General features: G+C 48.0%; 21 protein-coding genes. 1 reads left to right on the top strand and 20 read right to left on the bottom strand.

Annotated elements, in window-relative coordinates; all coding sequences use genetic code 11:
• Positions 1-55: 55 nt before the first annotated feature.
• The 11 genes from rncS to JNUCC21_RS08320 all read right to left on the bottom strand — a co-directional run bounded on the left by rncS (position 56) and on the right by JNUCC21_RS08320 (position 10,451).
• Positions 56-805: a ribonuclease III gene (gene rncS, locus JNUCC21_RS08370; protein WP_012117543.1), complete on the bottom strand. Its 750-nt coding sequence runs from the start codon at positions 803-805 to the stop codon at positions 56-58.
• A gap of 138 nt (positions 806-943) precedes the next feature.
• Entirely contained in the window at positions 944-1,177 is a 234-nt protein-coding gene (gene acpP, locus JNUCC21_RS08365; RefSeq protein WP_003154310.1) for an acyl carrier protein, read from the bottom strand.
• 84 nt (positions 1,178-1,261) lie between these two features.
• On the bottom strand, positions 1,262-2,002 hold the full coding sequence (fabG, locus tag JNUCC21_RS08360) for a 3-oxoacyl-[acyl-carrier-protein] reductase (protein ID WP_003154312.1): 741 nt from the start codon (positions 2,000-2,002) through the stop codon (positions 1,262-1,264).
• On the bottom strand, positions 1,995-2,948 hold the full coding sequence (gene fabD, locus JNUCC21_RS08355) for an ACP S-malonyltransferase (protein WP_007409759.1): 954 nt from the start codon (positions 2,946-2,948) through the stop codon (positions 1,995-1,997). The genes fabG and fabD overlap by 8 nt, the downstream gene beginning before the upstream one ends.
• 18 nt (positions 2,949-2,966) lie before the next feature.
• Positions 2,967-3,965, bottom strand: coding sequence for a phosphate acyltransferase PlsX (plsX, locus tag JNUCC21_RS08350; RefSeq protein ID WP_007409758.1), 999 nt, complete (start codon positions 3,963-3,965; stop codon positions 2,967-2,969).
• A 13-nt stretch (positions 3,966-3,978) separates the two neighbouring features.
• Positions 3,979-4,545 carry a transcription factor FapR gene (fapR, locus tag JNUCC21_RS08345; RefSeq protein ID WP_003154320.1) on the bottom strand — a complete coding sequence of 189 codons (567 nt, stop codon included), beginning with the start codon at positions 4,543-4,545 and terminating at the stop codon, positions 3,979-3,981.
• A 106-nt stretch (positions 4,546-4,651) separates the two neighbouring features.
• Positions 4,652-6,700 (bottom strand): ATP-dependent DNA helicase RecG, encoded by a 2,049-nt coding sequence (recG, locus tag JNUCC21_RS08340; RefSeq protein ID WP_012117540.1) that lies wholly within the window; start codon positions 6,698-6,700, stop codon positions 4,652-4,654.
• Positions 6,678-7,580 carry an L-serine ammonia-lyase, iron-sulfur-dependent, subunit alpha gene (gene sdaAA, locus JNUCC21_RS08335; RefSeq protein WP_012117539.1) on the bottom strand — a complete coding sequence of 301 codons (903 nt, stop codon included), beginning with the start codon at positions 7,578-7,580 and terminating at the stop codon, positions 6,678-6,680. The genes recG and sdaAA overlap by 23 nt, the downstream gene beginning before the upstream one ends.
• A 20-nt stretch (positions 7,581-7,600) precedes the next feature.
• Entirely contained in the window at positions 7,601-8,263 is a 663-nt protein-coding gene (gene sdaAB, locus JNUCC21_RS08330) for an L-serine ammonia-lyase, iron-sulfur-dependent subunit beta (protein WP_003154325.1), read from the bottom strand.
• Between the two features lie 142 nt (positions 8,264-8,405).
• Positions 8,406-10,073 (bottom strand): DAK2 domain-containing protein, encoded by a 1,668-nt coding sequence (locus JNUCC21_RS08325; RefSeq protein WP_015239841.1) that lies wholly within the window; start codon positions 10,071-10,073, stop codon positions 8,406-8,408.
• A 15-nt stretch (positions 10,074-10,088) separates the two neighbouring features.
• Complete coding sequence (locus JNUCC21_RS08320; RefSeq protein ID WP_003154327.1) at positions 10,089-10,451, bottom strand: Asp23/Gls24 family envelope stress response protein; 363 nt, start codon at positions 10,449-10,451, stop codon at positions 10,089-10,091.
• 258 nt (positions 10,452-10,709) lie between these two features.
• On the opposite strand from JNUCC21_RS08320, the gene rpmB reads away from it, so the two are divergent.
• Positions 10,710-10,898: a 50S ribosomal protein L28 gene (gene rpmB / locus JNUCC21_RS08315; RefSeq protein ID WP_003154328.1), complete on the top strand. Its 189-nt coding sequence runs from the start codon at positions 10,710-10,712 to the stop codon at positions 10,896-10,898.
• 77 nt (positions 10,899-10,975) lie between these two features.
• Here rpmB and spoVM read toward each other — a convergent pair whose 3' ends face one another.
• The 9 genes from spoVM to fmt form a co-directional block, all read right to left on the bottom strand.
• A complete protein-coding gene (gene spoVM, locus JNUCC21_RS08310; protein WP_003154329.1) occupies positions 10,976-11,056 on the bottom strand; it encodes a stage V sporulation protein SpoVM in 81 nt (26 codons plus the stop codon).
• 86 nt (positions 11,057-11,142) lie between these two features.
• Positions 11,143-11,787 carry a thiamine diphosphokinase gene (locus JNUCC21_RS08305; protein WP_015239840.1) on the bottom strand — a complete coding sequence of 215 codons (645 nt, stop codon included), beginning with the start codon at positions 11,785-11,787 and terminating at the stop codon, positions 11,143-11,145.
• Between the two features lie 68 nt (positions 11,788-11,855).
• Complete coding sequence (rpe, locus tag JNUCC21_RS08300; RefSeq protein ID WP_014417749.1) at positions 11,856-12,506, bottom strand: ribulose-phosphate 3-epimerase; 651 nt, start codon at positions 12,504-12,506, stop codon at positions 11,856-11,858.
• Position 12,507: 1 nt separating this feature from the next.
• Positions 12,508-13,398: a ribosome small subunit-dependent GTPase A gene (gene rsgA / locus JNUCC21_RS08295; protein ID WP_369878737.1), complete on the bottom strand. Its 891-nt coding sequence runs from the start codon at positions 13,396-13,398 to the stop codon at positions 12,508-12,510.
• Positions 13,399-13,412: 14 nt separating this feature from the next.
• Complete coding sequence (gene pknB / locus JNUCC21_RS08290) at positions 13,413-15,356, bottom strand: Stk1 family PASTA domain-containing Ser/Thr kinase (RefSeq protein ID WP_012117534.1); 1,944 nt, start codon at positions 15,354-15,356, stop codon at positions 13,413-13,415.
• On the bottom strand, positions 15,350-16,111 hold the full coding sequence (locus tag JNUCC21_RS08285; protein WP_007409750.1) for a Stp1/IreP family PP2C-type Ser/Thr phosphatase: 762 nt from the start codon (positions 16,109-16,111) through the stop codon (positions 15,350-15,352). The genes pknB and JNUCC21_RS08285 overlap by 7 nt, the downstream gene beginning before the upstream one ends.
• Positions 16,112-16,116: 5 nt before the next feature.
• Entirely contained in the window at positions 16,117-17,208 is a 1,092-nt protein-coding gene (gene rlmN, locus JNUCC21_RS08280) for a 23S rRNA (adenine(2503)-C(2))-methyltransferase RlmN (RefSeq protein ID WP_003154339.1), read from the bottom strand.
• 3 nt (positions 17,209-17,211) lie between these two features.
• Positions 17,212-18,555, bottom strand: a complete 1,344-nt coding sequence (gene rsmB, locus JNUCC21_RS08275; RefSeq protein WP_025284713.1) for a 16S rRNA (cytosine(967)-C(5))-methyltransferase RsmB — start codon at positions 18,553-18,555, stop codon at positions 17,212-17,214.
• Complete coding sequence (fmt, locus tag JNUCC21_RS08270; protein WP_369878736.1) at positions 18,542-19,495, bottom strand: methionyl-tRNA formyltransferase; 954 nt, start codon at positions 19,493-19,495, stop codon at positions 18,542-18,544. Before fmt ends, rsmB begins: the two co-directional genes overlap by 14 nt.
• Positions 19,496-19,497: the final 2 nt, after the last annotated feature.

Genomic DNA, 19,497 nt, shown 5'->3' with positions numbered 1-19,497 from the left:
CCCGCTTATATCAGGCGCAGACATACTGAAATCCCCCTAGGGAAACAGGGGGATTTTATTGTTTCGTATGATGTTTTTGCATTTTTGCAAGAGCTTCCTGTGCCGCATGCTGCTCGGCTTCTTTTTTGGAACGTCCGTTCCCGATACCGAGCGCCTCACCTTTAAGGGAGACAAGCGCCTCGAATTCCCGGTTGTGGGCAGGCCCTTTTTCATTGAGAATTTTGTACTCAAGCGATCCTTTTCCGTCCCGCTGTACAAATTCTTGAAGCTGGCTTTTGAAATCCATCACATGAGAAAAAGCACCATCGTTTATTTTAGGGAACACGTACACTTTCAGGAATTGCTGAACCGGGTCAAGGCCCTGATCCAGATACAGTGCGCCGATAAACGCTTCAAACACATCCGCTAAAAGCGCAGGACGCTTTCTGCCGCCCGTCATTTCTTCTCCTTTTCCCAAGAGAACAAGATCGCCGAATGACAATTCATGGGCAAGTGAGACGAGTGACGGCTCGCATACGATAGCGGCTCTCAGCTTCGTCAAATCTCCTTCACTCATGGCCGGATATTTGGCAAATAAGAATTGGGAGATCGTCAGTTCCAAAACAGCGTCACCTAAAAATTCAAGCCTTTCATTGTCTTCATACGGCTTTTTCCGATGCTCATTCACATAAGATGAATGTGTAAATGCTTGATACAAAAGTTTCTCGTTTTGAAAATGAACCGAAATCCGTTCTTGGAACTCTTTAAATTGCTCTATTTTTTTATAGAACTTTTTTTTATCTTTAAAATGTGAGTGTTTTGACATAGTAACCTCCATAGGCACATCAGGTTCACCGCGCTCCCCGCCGTAAACGGAATCGGCAGCGCGTACAGCGTCAGACGCCGGTAACCGAACGATTAAAGGGCTAAAGCCCCGCTGTCAGGCGGGACTTTTAGCATCAGCTTATTGCTGGTTTTGTATGTAGTTCACAGCGTCGCCGACTGTTGCAATCTTTTCAGCATCTTCGTCAGAAATCTCCATATCAAACTCGTCTTCAAGTTCCATAACAAGCTCAACTACATCTAGGGAATCAGCACCTAAGTCTTCCTTGAAAGAAGCTTCAAGTTTGACGTCAGCTTCATCAACGCCAAGGCGGTCTACGATGATTTTCGTTACACGCTCTAATGTATCTGCCATAGCAATTCACCTCCCCTCAAGTATTATAGAGGATTCGTTTTTAAAAAACTAGAGAAACTAGGATGAAATTTTAAAAACAAATCTTTACATCACCATTCCGCCGTCAATATGAAGGGTTTGGCCCGTCATATAACGCGATCCTTCAGAAGCAAGGAACGTAACAACGCTGCTGATATCGGAAGGATCACCGAAACGCGCGAGCGGAATCTGCTTCAGCATTTCATCTTGGACTTCTTTAGAAAGCTTGTCCGTCATATCCGTGGAAATAAAGCCCGGAGCAATGGCATTAACCGTAATATTTCGGCTCGCAAGCTCTTTGGCTGATGACTTCGTTAAGCCGATTACACCGGCTTTTGCCGCCACATAGTTTGCCTGGCCGGGGTTTCCGCTGACGCCGACGATTGATGATACGTTGATAATCCGGCCGGAGCGCTGTTTCATCATCTGTCTTGTCACGGCTTTCGTGCAGTTGAATACACCTTTTAGGTTAATGTTAATGACATCATCCCATTCATTTTCTTTCATTCTCATCAGAAGATTGTCTTTTGTGATCCCCGCATTGTTCACGAGAATGTCGATTGAAGAAAATGCAGCGACAGCCTCTTTCATCATGTTTTGTACTTCTTCGGAATTTGATACATCGGCTTTTACCGCGATCGCGTTTCGGCCCAAAGATTTGATTTCATCTACGACTTCGTTCGCTTTCGCTTCATTCCCGGAGTAGTTGACTACTACGTTACAGCCGTTTTTCGCAAGATCAAGCGCGATCGCCCGCCCGATTCCGCGGGACGCTCCCGTTACCACTGCTGTTTTTTCATTAAGCATCCTGATTCTCCTCCTTCAGCGTTTGAATCGCCAGTTCGATGGTTTCATGGTCAGAAACCGCGATTGTTTTAAGGCGGCGGTTCACTTTTTTCACAAGGCCTGAAAGCACTTTTCCCGGCCCGATTTCAACAAACGTCGTGACGCCTTCGTCAATCAGTTTGTTAATGGTTTCTTCAAAGCGAACAGGTGAGTACAGCTGTTCGATCAGTTTTTTCTTGATATCGTCTTTTTCTGTCATAACGTCAGCCGAAACGTTTGAAATCACGGGAACAGCCGCATTTTTTAACTCACAGGCGCTGAGCACCTCCTCGAGTTTTTGCGCTGCCGGCTTCATTAATTCAGAATGGAACGGTCCGCTTACTTCTAATGGGATTGCCCGTTTTGCTCCGTTGTTTTTCGCTTCCTCTGAAGCCAGCTCCACGCCTTTTGCCGTTCCGGAAATTACGATCTGGCCGGGGCAGTTCAAGTTTGCAAGCTGTACGAGATGACCGTTTTCCGTCACTTGATCCGTCACCTTTTTCAATGACTCCGCATCCATGCCGAGAATAGCGGCCATGGCGCCTTCTCCGGCCGGCACGGCTTCATTCATGAATTCTCCCCGTTTTCTTACCGTGTAAACGGCATCTTTAAATGTCATCGCTCCCGCCGCAACAAGCGCCGAATATTCTCCGAGGCTGTGTCCGGCGGTGAAATCAGGGGTGATACCGGATTCTTTAAACTTTTCCAATACGGCGATGCTCGTTGTCAACAGCGCAGGCTGCGCATTGTATGTAAGGGTTAATTCTTCGGCGTCACCTTCAAAAATGAGCGAGCTCAGCTTTGTTTCAAGCGTTTCATCCGCTTCATCAAAAATACGTTTTGACGCTTCTTCGCGTTCGTACAGGTCTTTTCCCATACCGATATATTGTGATCCCTGTCCGGGAAATAAAAATGCAATCTTACTCATGATGCGGTAACCTCCAGACTACTCATCTGTTTTTTCTTCTTTTACTTCTTCTTCTATAAATGCGGCCACGTTTTGGCTGACCATTTCTCTCGCCTGGCGCAGCGCATGGTAAACAGCGCGTGCGTCAGAAGAGCCGTGCGCTTTAACGACGGGCGCTTTCAAACCGAAAAGACTCGCCCCGCCGTACTCAGAATAGTCCATTTTCAGTTTCATTTCCATCAGCTTCGGCTTCAGCACTCCAGCTGCGAGCTTAGAAACAAAACTTGAAGTCAGTGTATCTTTCAGCATTTTGAAAATCGATAACGCTGAACCTTCCAATGTTTTCAACGTGACGTTGCCCGTAAAGCCGTCTGTGACGATGACGTCAGCAGCTCCTTCGAGCAAGTCTCTCGCCTCAACGTTTCCGACAAAATTCACGTTTGTTTCTTTTAATAATTCAAACGTCTTTTTTGTCAGGTCGTTTCCCTTCTTTTCTTCCGTGCCGACATTTAACAAGCCGACGCGGGGCGAGCTGATTCCGAGAACCTGCCGGGCATATACAGATCCCATAATTCCGTACTGGACGAGATGCTCCGGTTTGGCATCGACATTGGCTCCCACGTCCAAAAGAAGGAAACCGTCGCCTGAAACGGTCGGAAGCGTCGGCGCAAGCGCAGGCCGGTCGATTCCTTTAATTCTGCCGACGATAAACAGTCCCGCTGTCATGAGTGCACCCGTATTCCCCGCTGAGATGCAGGCGTCCGCTCTGTTTTCAGCCACTTCCTGCGCCATCAGCACCATAGAAGAGTTTTTCTTTCTGCGTACGGCGCGGACCGGTTCATCCGTCGGTTCAATCACTTCATCGGCGTGCAACACAGTGATGCGGTCTGATGTTGTTGGCAAGTGTGATTCTATCGTTGTCTTGTCACCGACCAGCGTAATATGAAGATCGTCAAATGCCTCAATACTCTTCATTACTCCGTCAATAACAGCTTTGGGTGCGTTGTCGCCCCCCATTGCATCTACAGCTATTCTCATGCATGCTCCACCTTTATGATTGTTTTGAACGGTACATGTCAAAGCTGCCGGAGAACACGACTTCTTCTCCCACATAGCTGTTGACTTCAACTACCGTTCTGCCTTTTTCTTTTTCGACTGCCGTCACTTTGGCTTTCGCAACGACGCGCTCGCCTTCTTTCACCTGTCTTGTAAAGCGGATATTTGCGCTTGCGGTCAGCGCCAGCTCATCATCAATGACGGCTACGGCGAGTGAGTTCGCCTGCGCAAACAAATGATGCCCCCGCGCAATTTGATTGCGGCTGAAGACATGTTCGCGTCTTACTTCTAATATGGAAATGGCCTGGCCGTCAAGCTCCAGATCAATAATTTCACCGATCACTTCGTCTAAAGACAGTGATTTCACTTCATCATCAAGCGTTTGTTCTGCCACGTTTTTAATTCTTTCCCTCAGCTCCGGTATTGAGAGCTCTAAGCGGTCTAAACGGATCGTCTGAATGCTGACGCCGAATTTCCCCGCTAATTCTTCATCTGTGATGAAGGGTGTCGATTTGATAGTCTGCTGCAATAATTTTTGGCGTTCTTTCTTGCTTCTTCTCATCTGTAAACACCATCCGGACAATTAAGACTAGGTACTAATAGTAGTATATAATCTCATAGTTTGGAATGCAATGATTGTTTTTTGAAAGCCGCCAAATTTTGCAGAATCAGCTTAACTTCTCCCCTTCCAGGACGCCGCTTGAAAGTAATTGACCGCGCAGCATGCGGTATTCGTCATCTTTCCAAAAAGCCTCTGAAGACACCAGATTGGCCGCATCCTGGCGGGCCGTTTCCAAAGCTCTGTAGTCATGAACCATATCCGCCACCTTGAACTCGGGCATACCGCTCTGTTTTTTTCCGAAGAAATCACCGGGGCCGCGCAGTTCAAGGTCCTTTTCAGACAGCTCGAAGCCGTCGTTTGTCTCCGACATGATTCTCATCCGTTCCTTCCCGGTTTCGGATTTCGGATCTGCCATCAAGATGCAGAAAGATTGGTGGTCTCCCCGCCCGACCCGGCCGCGGAGCTGATGGAGCTGAGATAATCCGAAACGGTCGGCGTCATAGATGACCATAATCGTCGCATTCGGCACGTTCACCCCGACTTCTACGACGGTTGTTGATACAAGTACCTGACATTGATTGGCGCTGAATTCTCTCATCACCTGATCTTTTTCATCAGAATGGAGCTTCCCGTGCATCAGGCCGACATTCCATTTACCGCGGTAAACGTCAGACAGCATGTTATATACGTCAATCGCATTCTGTACATCCAGTTTATCCGACTCTTCAATGAGCGGGCAGATAACATAGGCTTGCCTTCCCTGCTTCAGCTCTTTTTCTATAAAAGCCAAAATCCGCTCCAGCATGTCGTGTTTCACCCAATACGTTTCGATTTGTTTTCGCCCCGCGGGCATTTCATCTATCACGGAAACATCCATTTCTCCGAAGACGGTAATGGCCAGCGTTCTCGGAATCGGAGTAGCTGTCATAAACAGCACATCCGGATCCTGACCTTTATTCTTGAGTTTTTTGCGCTGTTCGACCCCGAACCGGTGCTGCTCGTCCGTAATAACAAGGCTCAGCGCTTTGAATTCCACTTCATCCTGGATTAAAGCATGGGTCCCTACTAAAATATCAATCTCTCCGAGAGCAAGCCGCTCCAAAAGCTCCCTGCGCCGCTTTCCTTTGACAGAACTCGTCAAAAGCGCGATATTTACATCTTCATTTGCAAACAACGATACGAGAGAATCCGCATGCTGTTCGGCCAGAATTTCAGTCGGCACCATTAATGCCCCCTGATACCCCGACAAAATCGCAGCGTACAAAGCGATGGCGGCGACGGCCGTTTTCCCTGATCCGACATCACCTTGCAGCAGACGGTTCATTCGGTAAGGGGATGTCATATCAGCGGTAATTTCCCGAAGCACACGCGTCTGTGCGGTCGTGAGCGAAAACGGCAGGCTGTCTGTGAAAGCGGCGAGCTTTTCAGCAGGAAACACATGGCTGATGCCTTTTGACTGTTCCCTTTCCGCTTTACGGAACGCCTGCATTTTCAGCTGAAATAATAAGAATTCCTCGTAAACAAACCGGCGTCTTGCCTGCTGTAACGATTCCCTCGTTTCAGGCTGATGCATCGTCTGCAGGGCATGTTTGTAATCAGGCAGCTTGTAGCGGATTCTCAATTTTTCAGGAAGCGGATCGGCCGCACTGTCCAAATGATGCTGCAGCGCTTCCTTAATAAACCGTCTCATCATTTTTACGGTGACGTTTTCTTTAACAGAATAAACAGGCTCAATGCTTTTATCTTCTTGATGAGGACCGTTTTTTAATTCCTGCACGGAAACGGTCTGTCTGTGTTTATCCCATTTCCCTGATATCGTGACGACAGAACCTAACGTCAGTTTCTTTTTTAAGTAGGGACGGTTAAAGCAGACCGCGGTAATTAAATAATTGCCGACAAGCACCCTGAATGTCAGCCTGTTTCGTTTTTTGCCGTAATAGGTAAGAGAAGGTTCTGAATGAACCTTCCCTTCTACCGTCACTCTTTCTTCATGTTTTACTTCTTCTAAATCCCTCAGCTCATAGTCATCATAACGGTAAGGGAAATAATTCAGAAGATCAGAAATGTCATAGATACCAAGTTCGTGCAATGTTTTTTCTGTTTCCGGCCCAATGCCCTTAATTTCCGCTATACTAGTTTGCTGATGGTGTGTCACTTGATTTCAGCGCTCCTCCGAAAATTTTTTTCTCTAATTCTCTTCCCGTCGGTGTCGCGGCTAAACCGCCTTGTCCCGTTTCACGCAGTGCTGTCGGCATTGTCTGGCCGATTTTGTACATCGCGTCAATCACCTCATCGCAAGGAATGCGGCTTGTAATCCCGGCCAGCGCCATATCCGCCGCGATCATTGCGTTGGATGCTCCCATTGCGTTTCGTTTGACACACGGCACTTCTACCAATCCGGCGACCGGGTCACATACGAGACCGAGCATATTTTTCAGTGTAATCGCCATTGCTTCCGCTGATTGCTGAGGCGTTCCGCCCGCCATTTCCACAATCGCAGCCGCTGCCATGCCTGATGCTGACCCGACTTCCGCCTGACAGCCTCCTGCCGCTCCTGAAATACTCGCATTATTTGCTACGACAAAACCGAACGCGCCGGCTGTAAACAGAAAACGGATCATTTGTTCTGTCGTAGGGTGCAGCTTATGCTTTACGGCGAATAACGTTCCCGGCACGACCCCGGCAGAGCCGGCGGTCGGTGTAGCGCAGATCGTTCCCATCGCCGCATTGACTTCATTTGTCGCCACAGCTTTAGAAACGGCGTCTAAAATCAGATTGCCCGACAGGCTTCTTCCCGATTGGATGTATGCCTGAAGTTTCACGGCATCTCCGCCTGTTAAACCGGTCTGACTCGTGACGCCCTTCAGCCCTTTTTCAACAGCTGCTTCCATGACGGAGAGATTGCGCTCCATTCCTTGAAAGATTTCTTCCCGCGTTTTTTGCGTCACTTCCATCTCTTGGGTGATCATCACTTCCGAAATCGGAATTTGTTTTTCTTGAGTGATTTCTATTAATTCTTTTACATTACGAAACATGTCATTTTCCTCCTGACTTTTTAGTCAGCTATCTTAGTAACCTGTATAATATTAGGAAGTGTTGAAAGCTCGTCAAGCACTTCTTCTTCAATATTCTGATCGACCTCAATCGTCATCAGCGCAAGCTGGCCGACGTCCTTACGCGCCACTTCCATATGTCCGACGTTGATGGAGAATTTCGCAAGCACATTGGCAACGCCTGCAATCGTGCCGAATTTATCATTGTGAACGACTAAAATAGCCGGATGGTTTCCGGACAGACGCAGCTCAAAACCGTTGAGCTCCGTGATTTCTATTTTTCCGCCGCCGATGGAAATACCGGTAAGGGCAAGCTCTCCCTCATCATCAGAAATGACGATGCGCGCTGTATTCGGATGAACGGGCACGGCATCCTCTGTACGGAACTCTACATATATGCCCTTCTCTTCCGCAATTTGAATCGCTGTTTTAATCCGCTCATCAAATGTATCAAAATCAAGCAGGCCGCCGATAATCGCGACATCAGTGCCGTGACCCTTATACGTCTCCGCAAATGAACCGTAAAAAGACACAACGATCCGGCGGGGCTCTCGCCTGAATAAGCTTCTGGCCACTCTGCCGATCCGGGCGGCGCCTGCGGTATGTGAACTGGACGGACCGATCATTACCGGGCCGATAATATCAAAAACGCTTCTATACTTCATGCTGGTTTGCTCCTCCTTAACATCACTTCATTCAGCGCTTTTCTTTAGACTAATTGAACATTTCTCAATTGGCAAGCAGGCACACTGCCGCACTGCCGCAGGTAAATAAAGGCATAAGAATAGAAGGGCCTGATAAGCCCTTCTATTCTGCCGCAAATATATATGGATACAGAGGCTGTCTGCCGTTATGGATTTCAACCTCGATATCTTCACAGACGCTTGCAATATACTCAGCGAGTTTCTCAGCTTCTTCTTCCGTCGCGTCCTCTCCGTACAGGATGGTGACGATTTCATCTTCATCCCCGATCATTTCATCCAGCAGCAATTTCGCCGCACTAATCCGATCTTCGGCGCTGCCGATAATTGAACTGTTTAAAATGCCGATAAAATCACCTTTTTTAATATCTTTGCCGTCGATATGGGTGTCTCTGACTGAATATGTCACCTGTCCGCTTTTCACATTCCGGATGGCCTCAAGCATATTGGCTTTATTTACATCAGCCGGCTGGTCAGGGTTAAACGCAAGCAGGGCGGTCATGCCTTGAGGGACCGTTTTTGCCGGAATGACAATGACATTTTCTTCAGCCACGCTCGCCGCCTGATTGGCAGCCATCACAATATTGGAATTGTTCGGAAGAATGAAAACCGTCTCCGCATTGACAGACTGAACGGCTTCAACAATATCTTCCGTGCTCGGATTCATTGTCTGGCCGCCTTCGATTACGTGTGAAGCGCCGATGCTCGTAAACAATTCAGAAATGCCCTCTCCCATTGCCACAGTCACGATGCCAAAAGGCTTGCGGGCTTCTTTCATAACGCCGGCCGGCTTTTTTTCATCATGTTCTTGGCTGATGATTGAAGTATGCTGTTCCCTCATGTTTTCAATTTTAATTTTAATCAAATCGCCGTAACGCTGTGCGAGATTGAGTACGTTCCCTGGTTCTTCGGCATGAATATGAACTTTCGCAAGCGTATCATCAGCCACGACCAGCAATGAATCGCCGAAACGGCTCAGTTCGTTTCTGAACGTCTCTTCCTTGAACGTCCGTTTATCTTGATCCAGCCTCACCATCACTTCCGTACAAAATCCGAATTCAATGTCTTCTGTACTCAGCATGCTCTGCGCGCTTTTATGATGCTCGGCATTCACCATATCATCGAGTGCCGGAAGAACCGCTTTTTTCGGTACGGCCTCTCCTTTTAAAGCAGCCAAAAAGCCTTCATATACACAAAGCAGACCTTTTCCGCCGCTGTCAACGACACCGACGTCCTTTAAAACAGGAAGCAGATCCGGCGTGCGGTTCAGCGACGCTTCCGCTTCTTCAATAACGGCCTCCATGACCGAAATAATATCGGTTTCTTCTTTGGCCGAGGCGACCGCTTTTTTAGCCGCATCCTTGGCCACGGTTAAAATCGTTCCTTCAACCGGTTTCATGACCGCCTTATATGCCATATCCACTCCCGCTTGGAGTGCTGCGGCAAATTCTTGGGCGTCTATTTGGTTTTTGTTTTCAATGCTCTTTGTGAAACCTCTGAACAATTGGGACAAGATCACCCCTGAGTTTCCTCTCGCCCCCATAAGCAGGCCTTTTGACAGGGCGATGCCGACTTTGCCGATGTCGGGTGAGTCAATGTGCTCTACCTCTCTTGCACCGGATGACATCGATAAATTCATATTTGTTCCGGTATCGCCGTCAGGCACGGGAAACACGTTCAGCGCATCCACCGCGGACGCGTTTTGAGACAATGTCTCAGCCCCCGCCAGAATCATTGCCGCAAAAGCTCTCCCATCTAAGTTTCGTCTAGACAATACTCATCCTCCTCACTACGGGTTCGTTACTCGTACGCCTTGGACATAAATATTTACAGAATCAACTGCAAGTCCGATTGTTTGATTTACTGTGTATTTTACCTTCGTCTGAACATTGTGGGCTACTTCGGATATTTTAGTGCCGTAGCTGACAATAATGTACATGTCGATATGTATTTGTTCGGCTTCCTGACGGACATGTACGCCTTTTGCGAAGTTCTCTCTCCGGAGGATTTCAGACAAACCGTCTTTAATCTGGTTTTTTGAGGCCATCCCCACTATTCCGTAACAGTCAATGGCAGCGCCTCCGGCAACCATTGCGATGACTTCGTTGGATATATCAATCTGTCCGTATTTTGTCTTCATTTCAATGGACACACAGGTTCCTCCTTCAGATGCATAGAGTTATCATTATTCTACTATATGTATCCCATTATGAAAAGAAAAGATACAGACAGCGGCCTTCAGCGCGGAAATGTGATTGGTTTTACATGTCAAGTGATTTTTCTTGAAAGTAAGGGAAACAATAGTTGCAAACGGTTTTTAGCTGTGGTAAATTATTTAAAGTATTGTATAACGAAAGCATCTGAGACACTATGTTTGAAAAGATGTTTCGCGCAGTTAGGAGGGAAACAAATGGCACGTAAATGTTTTATTACAGGTAAAAAAACAAAAGCCGGAAACAACCGTTCTCACGCAATGAACGCTTCTAAGCGTACTTGGGGCGCCAACCTTCAAAAGGTCCGCATCCTTGTTGACGGCAAACCTAAAAAAGTGTATGTATCTGCCCGGGCTTTAAAATCCGGTAAAGTTGAGCGTGTATAAGCAAAAATGAACGCCTGCCCTTTTATGCGGCAGGCGTTTTTTATGCGTTCAAAGAGGGCAATTTCAGCTTCTTGGGCTTACTCTTTTCTAAATGAGCCCAGCATCGCCCGGACAATTCCTCCTAAAAACTTCGGCAATTTAATGGTATAAAATTTCATTTTGTCCCCTCCTATAAGTCCCGTATCCGCTGCGTTCATCACTTTAGGATTCATGGTTTTTTCCGCATATGGCAGAAGCCGCTTTTCTAATCCGCGCTCCTTACCATTATTAATATGCCTTTTGCAAACGAAAAAGTACCTCGTGAATGAATGAGTTCGTTACTAATACATAGTGTGGAACCCAGAGGAATATGACAATTATCAAGGGGATATTTAAAACCGTCGAGTGTCAGGCCGTCTGCCGCTTCCGTAAACGGAATGAAAGAAATATAGCGTCTGCTCGCTTTTTCTTCAATTGTATAACGGCCGGGCCCGAACATCTGAATGTCATTCTGCCGGTCGATCAGCACGACATCGGTATTCTTATGTAAGGCTTTATACAGCAGCTGGATGTTCCCTAAAAAATGATCGGCTCTTCCGCCCGTCACACCGAATATCCGAATGGTTTCCGGTTCTTTTTGTAAAGCCCAGTCAAGGGCGAGTTCAAGATCGGTATAATCTTTTTCCGCCTGATACACATGGAGGGCCGGCGCCGCTTTTTGAATCTGCATGAGCTCCTCTTCCGTAATGCTGTCAAAATCACCGAAAGCTTCCTGCGGAATGATTCCGGCCTCCAAAAGAGCAACCGTCCCTTTATCGACTCCGACCCACGTCGTATCTCCGTCTGTGTATTCGGATAGATCGGGAATAAGCTCCCGCGGGCCGCCCGCAACGATATTGATTGTCTTCATATGTTTTCCTCTCTCTTAGACGCGAAAAGAGCCGGCGGCTTTCACCGGGCTCTTTTTCAGCATGTTTATTACGCGTTTCGGATGTCAGCGATGGCTTTTTTCCGATCCGGCTGATTATATACGGCAGACCCGGCAACAAGCAGATTGGCGCCCGCTTCAGCGCATAAAGGGGCTGTTTCTTTATTAACGCCTCCGTCCACCTCGATTAAAAGCTCAGACAGGCCTTTCTCCTCAGCCAGCTGTTTGACCTGACGGATTTTCGGCAGAACCGAATGAATGAAGCGCTGTCCGCCAAAACCGGGGTTAACCGTCATTAACAGCACAAGGTCAAGCTCCTCGATCACATGTTCAATCATTTGGACGGGCGTATGCGGATTGAGCACAACTCCCGCTTTTACTCCCTGCTCTTTTATCAATTGAATGGTCCGGTGAAGATGCGGACACGCCTCAGCATGAACGGAAAGGATGTCCGCACCGGCTTTTGCGAATGCCGGGATGTAGCGGTCCGGGTTTTCAATCATAAGATGGACATCCAGCGGCAGATCAGTCACCGGACGGACGGCTTCAACGATAAGCGGCCCGATTGTAATGTTAGGGACGAAATGGCCATCCATGACATCAATATGGATATAGTCCGCCCCTCCTTTTTCCACGTCTTTAATTTCCTCGCCCAGTGAAGCAAAATCGGCGGAAAGAATTGATGGCGCAACCTTAATCATATTAATACCTCGGCTTTCTCTCTTTTATTTCCTGCATAAATTCTTTGTAATGCTCATAGCGGTACGGCTGAATCTCCCCTTCTTCCACCGCTTGCTTTACCGCGCATTTCGGCTCTTTAAGATGCAGACAGCCTCTGAATTTGCAAGAGGCGCTTATTTCTCTGATCTCAGGGAATGTGCTGCCCAGCTCTTCTTCCTCAATGCCGGTAAATTCAAGCGAACTGAACCCCGGAGTATCCGCAACCAGACCGCCTGATGTATGAATGAGCTCCACATGGCGCGTCGTATGTTTTCCGCGTCCCAAATGCGTGGAAATCTCGTTTGTTTTCAGCTCAAGCTCTGGGCTGATCGCATTTAAAAGCGAAGATTTTCCGACTCCGGACTGACCGGCAAACACCGTCGTTTTGTTCTCGAAGTGTTTCACAATGCCTGTTAAGCCGCTGTTTTCTTTTGATGACGTCACATATACGTCATAACCGATCGCCTGATAGTCTTTCACGTAAGAAAGTATCGCCTCTTTCGATTCCCCGTCTGCAGCTAAGTCTATTTTGGTTATGCAGATGATCGGGTGAATGCCGTTGGCTTCCACAAGGACGAGAAAACGGTCCAATAAAGACGTGCTGAACGCCGGCTGAACGGCAGAAAAGACAAGAACGGCCTGATCGACATTTGAAATCGGCGGCCTGATCAGCTCGTTTGTTCGTTCTTTGATTTCCAGCAGGTAGCCCTCTTTATCATTTTCAGCCTGATAAACGGCATAATCGCCGACCAGGGGCGTTATTTTATTTTTTCTGAAAATGCCCCGGCCCCTGCATTGAATGATCTTGTCCTGTGATTCATCCAAGACATAATAGAATCCGCTTAACGCTTTTATAATTTTGCCCTCAGGCATAGGGTCCCTCCTTGTCAGTCATTATCTTTCGGGTATTCAATCGTTTTGTAGCTGACGACTTTATGATCGACCATCACTTGATAATACCCCTTCTGTCCCTGATCAATCTTCAGTTCAATTGTTTTTTCAGTCGGCTCTTTTATTTTAAATGAGTCATACGTATCAGAGATGCTGTGGTCCTTATCATCGATGGCGATTTGCACTTCAAGCTCGTCCCCTTCATGTTCGGGTTCGTAAGGAATGCTGATTTTTTCTTTTACCGTTTTCGCCGGTTTTTCTTCAGGTCCGAGCGAGAACGTCACTTCAACATTACTTCCCGGCTTAACCGCAGTGCCGGCTGCCGGCTCTTGCTTCATGACTTGTCCTTCCGGCACGTCATCTGAATGGGCTTGTTTTTCAACAAGCTGCAGGCCGTTATCTTCAAGATACCCTGAAGCCGCTTCTTTGCTGTAAGTCTTTAAGTCCCTCAGCGTAACATCCGCGGGGCCGAGGCTGACCGTTAGATTGACTTCATCGTCGCTTGCGACCATATCGGTGCCGGCTGACGGGTTCTGATCAATTACAGTGCCGGCCTCGCTGTCATCGTTTTCTTCTTTGACATTGACATGTTTGAAGCCTTTTTCCTTCAGCGCTTTTTTTGCATCGCCGATCTGCCGCCCTTTCACGTCGATCAGCTGGGTTTTCGGTTTTCCGATGCTTTTGTACAGTTTTACAGAAGAGCCTTCTTTAACGGTAGACCCCGCTTTTGGGTCCGTTTTGACCATTAATTCCTCTTCTATTTTTTCATCTTCAATATCCGTTATATCAGGATCCGCCCGGAGCCCGTTCTTTTCAAGCAGGGCTTCCGCTTTTTCGTACTTCATGCCCCGTACGTCGGGGACGCTTACATCTTTAGGCATAAATAAAGACGGAAACACGGTGACCGCAAGAACAGCCGCCATAATGAAAATGAAACAGACGGCCAGCAAAACCCACGGCCATTTCCGTTTTTTCTTTTTGGCGGGCTGCTGTTCCTTATCATCCGTCTCCCCCGGCGTTTCCGCCTGAGGCGCGGCTTTTGCGCCGTCAGTAATAACGGGAATGGCTTTTGTCATTTCCTCATCATCCTGCACGGAAAATTTTTGTTCATTCAGCCTGCCGGCGTCAAAAGCCGTTCTGATGTCCGCTTCCATGTCCTCGGCGCTTTCATAGCGGTGAAACGGGTCTTTAGCGGTTGCCTTTAAAATAATGTTTTCGACGCTCTGCGGAATGGAAGGGTTCCACTTTCTGGCGGAAGGCGTTTCTGTTTGCAGATGCTTTAGCGCTATACTGACGGCTGATTCTCCGTCAAAAGGGATTTTACCTGTTAAAAGCTCAAACAGCACGATGCCGAGCGCGTAAATATCTGATTTTTTCGTTGCCAGACCGCCTCTCGCCTGCTCCGGAGACAAATAATGAACCGAGCCCAGCACAGAATTCGTATGTGTGATTGTCGTAGACGTAAGCGCTGTGGCGATGCCGAAATCCGTCACCTTGATATGCCCTAAATGATCTATCAATATATTGTGCGGTTTAATATCCCGGTGCACGATATGGTTTTGATGGGCATGGGCGATGGCCGAGACGATCTGCTCCATAACGGACAGCGCTTCTTTCGGATGAAGCGGTCCGTGTGCGTTTATGTATTCCTTTAATGTCATGCCTTCCACATATTCCATGACAATGTAATAAATATCGCCTTCCTCCCCGATATCGTAAATACTGACGATATTCGGATGATCGAGGCTTGATGCCGACTGTGCTTCTCTTCTGAAACGCCTGATAAAATCAATGTCATTCACAAAGTCAAACCGCAGAATTTTAATTGCGACTTCACGTTCGAGAATGATGTCCTCAGCTAAAAAAACGTTTGCCATTCCGCCGCCGCCAATGGGCCGGAGGATATGATAACGCCCGCTGATCCGCTTGCCGGTTAGCACTTGTCTTCACCCTCTTTTGCATCTGCGGAAAACTCAATCAACACAGCCGTGATGTTATCTTCGCCGCCATTTTGATTCGCTTTGCTGATGAGAAGGTCTACTTTTTCCTGAGGATCAGATTCGGCTTGAAGCATTTGTTTGATCTCGTGATCTTCTATTTTATTTGACAGTCCGTCAGAGCATAAAAGCAGCTGATCGCCGTCAGACAGTTCAAAAGAACGGGCGTCGGGACTGATGGTTTCATCTGTCCCCAGCGCTCTCGTCAATACATTTTTCCGCGGATGGTGCTCGGCGTCCTCTTTCGAAATTTCCCCTGTCTTGACCAGCTCATTCACAAGCGAATGGTCCTCAGTCAGCTGAGTGAATTCCCCCTCTTGAAGCAGGTAGCACCGGCTGTCACCGATATGAGCCACAGTGACAAACTTCCCGGTGAATAAGGCGCAAACAACAGTGGTGCCCATTCCCCGGCATTCTTCATTCGCTTTAGCGTGGTCATGTACTTTGACATTCGCCTCATGAATCCGGTCTTTCAGCCAATCCTCGCAAGCAGACGGCAGAGAAGGAACCGTTTCGGTCCGGTTCCACTGCTCTTCCATCGCCGCAACCGCCATCCTGCTCGCTACATCTCCGGCAAGATGACCGCCCATGCCGTCGGCGACAACCGCAAGCACCGCGTCTTCTTTTGTGAAAATGCCCGCCGCATCTTCATTATGCCGACGGACTTTACCTGTATCTGTTTTCAAGGCTGTAATCAACCTCTTCACCTCGTCTCGTCTTGACGCTCCTTCGCGCGAAGCTGACCGCAGGCCGCGTCAATGTCATGGCCTTGCTCTCTTCTGATCGTGACATTTACACCGCGGGATTTTAACGTTTTTTCGAATGCGAAAATCTGATCTCTCGGTGTGCGGACGTAATCCCGTTCAGGCACATAGTTTACCGGAATTAAATTGACATGGCATTTCACGTCTTTTAACAGTTCTGCAAGCTCTTCTGCATGTTCGACCTGATCATTTACGCCGCCGAACAGCCCGTATTCAAAGCTGATCCGTCTGCCTGTTTTCTCGATGTAATATTTGACGGCCTCCATAAGGTCAGGAAGCTTATAGGCTTTGTTAATCGGCATCAGACGGCTTCTGATTTCCGTATTCGGAGCATGCAGAGAAATCGCGAAATTGATCTGCATTTTTTGATCGGCGAAATCGTAAATCTTCGGAATGATTCCGCTGGTGGAAACTGTGATATGACGCGCTCCGATGTTCAGCCCTTTATCGTGGTTAATGATTTTTAAGAAAGCGAGCATTTCATTGAAATTATCAAACGGCTCTCCGATTCCCATGATGACGACTGAGCTGACGCGTTCATCCGTTTCATCAAGCGCCTTTTGCACTTTCACGACTTGAGCGACGATTTCTCCCGCTTCAAGATTCCGTTTCAGTCCGCCGAGCGTTGACGCGCAAAATGTGCAGCCGATCCGGCAGCCGACCTGTGTCGTTACACATACAGAATTACCATACTCGTGTCTCATTAAAACCGTTTCAATCGTATAACCGTCATGAAGCTCAAATAAAAATTTCATCGTGCCGTCTTGAGATGTCTGTTTTACAGCCGTTTTCAGCGTTGTCAGCACAAAATTGCTCTCGAGTTTTTCACGCAGGCTTTTTGAGAGGTTTGTCATTTCATCAAATGAAGAAACCCGCTTTTCATAAAGCCATTCAAAAATCTGTGCTGCGCGGAACGGCTTTTCGCCATTCTCGGTCAGCCATTGTTTGATTTCATCTAATTCAAAAGAGTAAATGGACGGCTGCTCAGTCCGCAGCTCTTTCCGTACGCTTGTCTTTTTTAATTGTGTCATTTTTTATCCCTTCTTTCTCATGCTGCTAATAAAGAAACCGTCTGTTCCGAAATAATGCGGAAGAATTTGAAGGCTTCCATCCTGAACAAAGGGTCTCGCCTTTTCAGGCAGCCGCTTTTCAAGAGACAAATCGGGTTCAAACTCAGGGTGTTCTTGTATAAACGCATGCATAACTTCTTCATTTTCTGTCCGGTCCATTGTACACGTACTGTATACGAGTGTGCCACCTTTTTTTACTAATGGGGCGATTTCCCTTAAAATGCCGAGCTGGATTTCTGACAGCCGTCTGCTGTCCTCCGGCGTCTTCGTATATTTCATATCGGGTTTTCTTCTGATGACGCCGAAACCTGAGCAAGGGGCATCAACGAGAACACGGTCAAACCGTTCTGCGCCAAAGGCCTCTCCCGCTTTTCGCGCATCCATCGTTTGCGCGTCGATGATCGTAAGCCCGAGCCGTTCTGCGCCCTCTTTAATCAGCTTCACTTTATGGCGGTGAAGATCAAGCGATGTGAGGCTCCCCTCGTTCTCCATCAGTTCCGCAATGTGAGCCGACTTTCCGCCCGGTGCGGCGCATGCGTCTAAAACGGTTTCGCCCGGCTTCGGGTCCAGCGCCCGCGCGACAAGCATTGAGCTTTCATCCTGTATGGATACCCGGCCGTTTTGGAAAAATGCCGTGTTCGCGATGCTTCCTTTTAAAAGCTTAATCGCATCAGGAGAAAGGTCTCCGGCTTCAGCTTCAAGACCGGCATTCTCCATCTCATTCAGCACCGTTGCCCTGTCGCTCTTTATGTGATTGACACGGAGCGTCTGCTTCGGCGGAATGAGATGAATCCGGCAGATCTTTTCAGCTGCCTCAAAGCCGTACGCCTCGACCCACTCTTTTACGAGCCACTCGGGATGGCTTGTCTCTGTGGAAAGACGGAGAACCGGGTCTTCAATTTCAGCGAATGACGGCGCCCCTTCACGCTGCAGAGAGCGGAGGATGCCGTTGACAAAGGACGCAATGCCCTTATGCCCGCGTTTTTTGGCGATCTCAACCGCTTCATGAATGGCGGCGCGATCCGGTATTTTTTCTAAATACTCCATTTGATACGCGGACAGACGAAGCAGCTGAATCACCCATGGCTTCACTTTATTCGGCTTGCGGATAAAAGGCTTCAGCATGTAGTCTAAGGCGATTTTATTTTGCAGTGTTCCGTAGACAAGCTCTGTCAGCAGTCCTCTGTCCTGATCGCTGAGCGTGTTCGTTTTGATAACCGATGTAAGAAGCAGGTTGCTGTATGCCTGATTTTGCTCAAGCTTCTCAAGCGCTTCAAGGGCGAGCTCCCGGACATTAATTTTCTTCATTTGCTTCTCCTAACACGTCACCGGGCTGCACATTTTTGCCTCTTACAAAATCTTCGCCCTTCATCCGTTTTTTTCCCGCCGGCTGCAGCTCAGTAATTAAAAGTGCGGTGCTGTTTCCTGATGCGACGACAATGCCGTTTTGCTCCGTGCGGATGACTGTTCCGGGCGCAGCTTCAGTTTTTGCCGCAACTTTTTCAGAAGCCCATACTTTCATATTTTGACCGTTCAAAGTTGTATAGGAGACAGGCCAAGGGTTTAAACCTCTGATCTGGTTGTAAATCTCTTCTCCGGGCTTTGCCCAATCAATCCGCTCCTGCTCACGCTTAATGTTAGGCGCGTAAGTCGCTTTTGATTCGTCCTGTTTGATCGGTTTAATATTTCCGGAAATGACGTTCGGGACGGTCTCTGACAAAAGCTTTGCCCCCGCTATGCTTAATTTGTCGTGAAGCGTGCCGACGTTATCCGTTTCATCAATTTCCACTTCGATTTTCGAAATCATATCGCCCGCATCAAGCTTTTCAACCATATACATGATCGTCACGCCCGTTTTCTTCTTGCCTTGGAGAATCGAATAATGTATCGGCGCTCCGCCTCTTAATTCAGGCAATAGTGACGCGTGTACGTTGATACAGCCGTATTTCGGGCCGTCCAGCAGCTGCTTGGGCAGGATCTGTCCGAATGCCGCCGTAACAATCAGGTCCGGCTTCAGGCTGAGCACTTTTTCTATTTCTTCTTCGAGCCTTACTTTTTCGGGCTGAAGCACGGGAATGCCGTGACGTTCAGCTTCAGCCTTAACAGGAGGGGGCGTCATGATTTTTTTTCTGCCTTTCGGGCGGTCAGGCTGCGTAACGACACCAACCACTTCATACCCGTCTTCAATAAGCGTGCGCAGGACGGGAACTGAAAAATCGGGCGTTCCCATAAAAACGATCCTTGTCATCC

This window comes from Bacillus sp. JNUCC-21 (assembly GCF_041222765.1).
GTDB lineage: Bacteria > Bacillota > Bacilli > Bacillales > Bacillaceae > Bacillus > Bacillus velezensis.
This window is presented reverse-complemented; position numbering and strand designations above follow the sequence as displayed.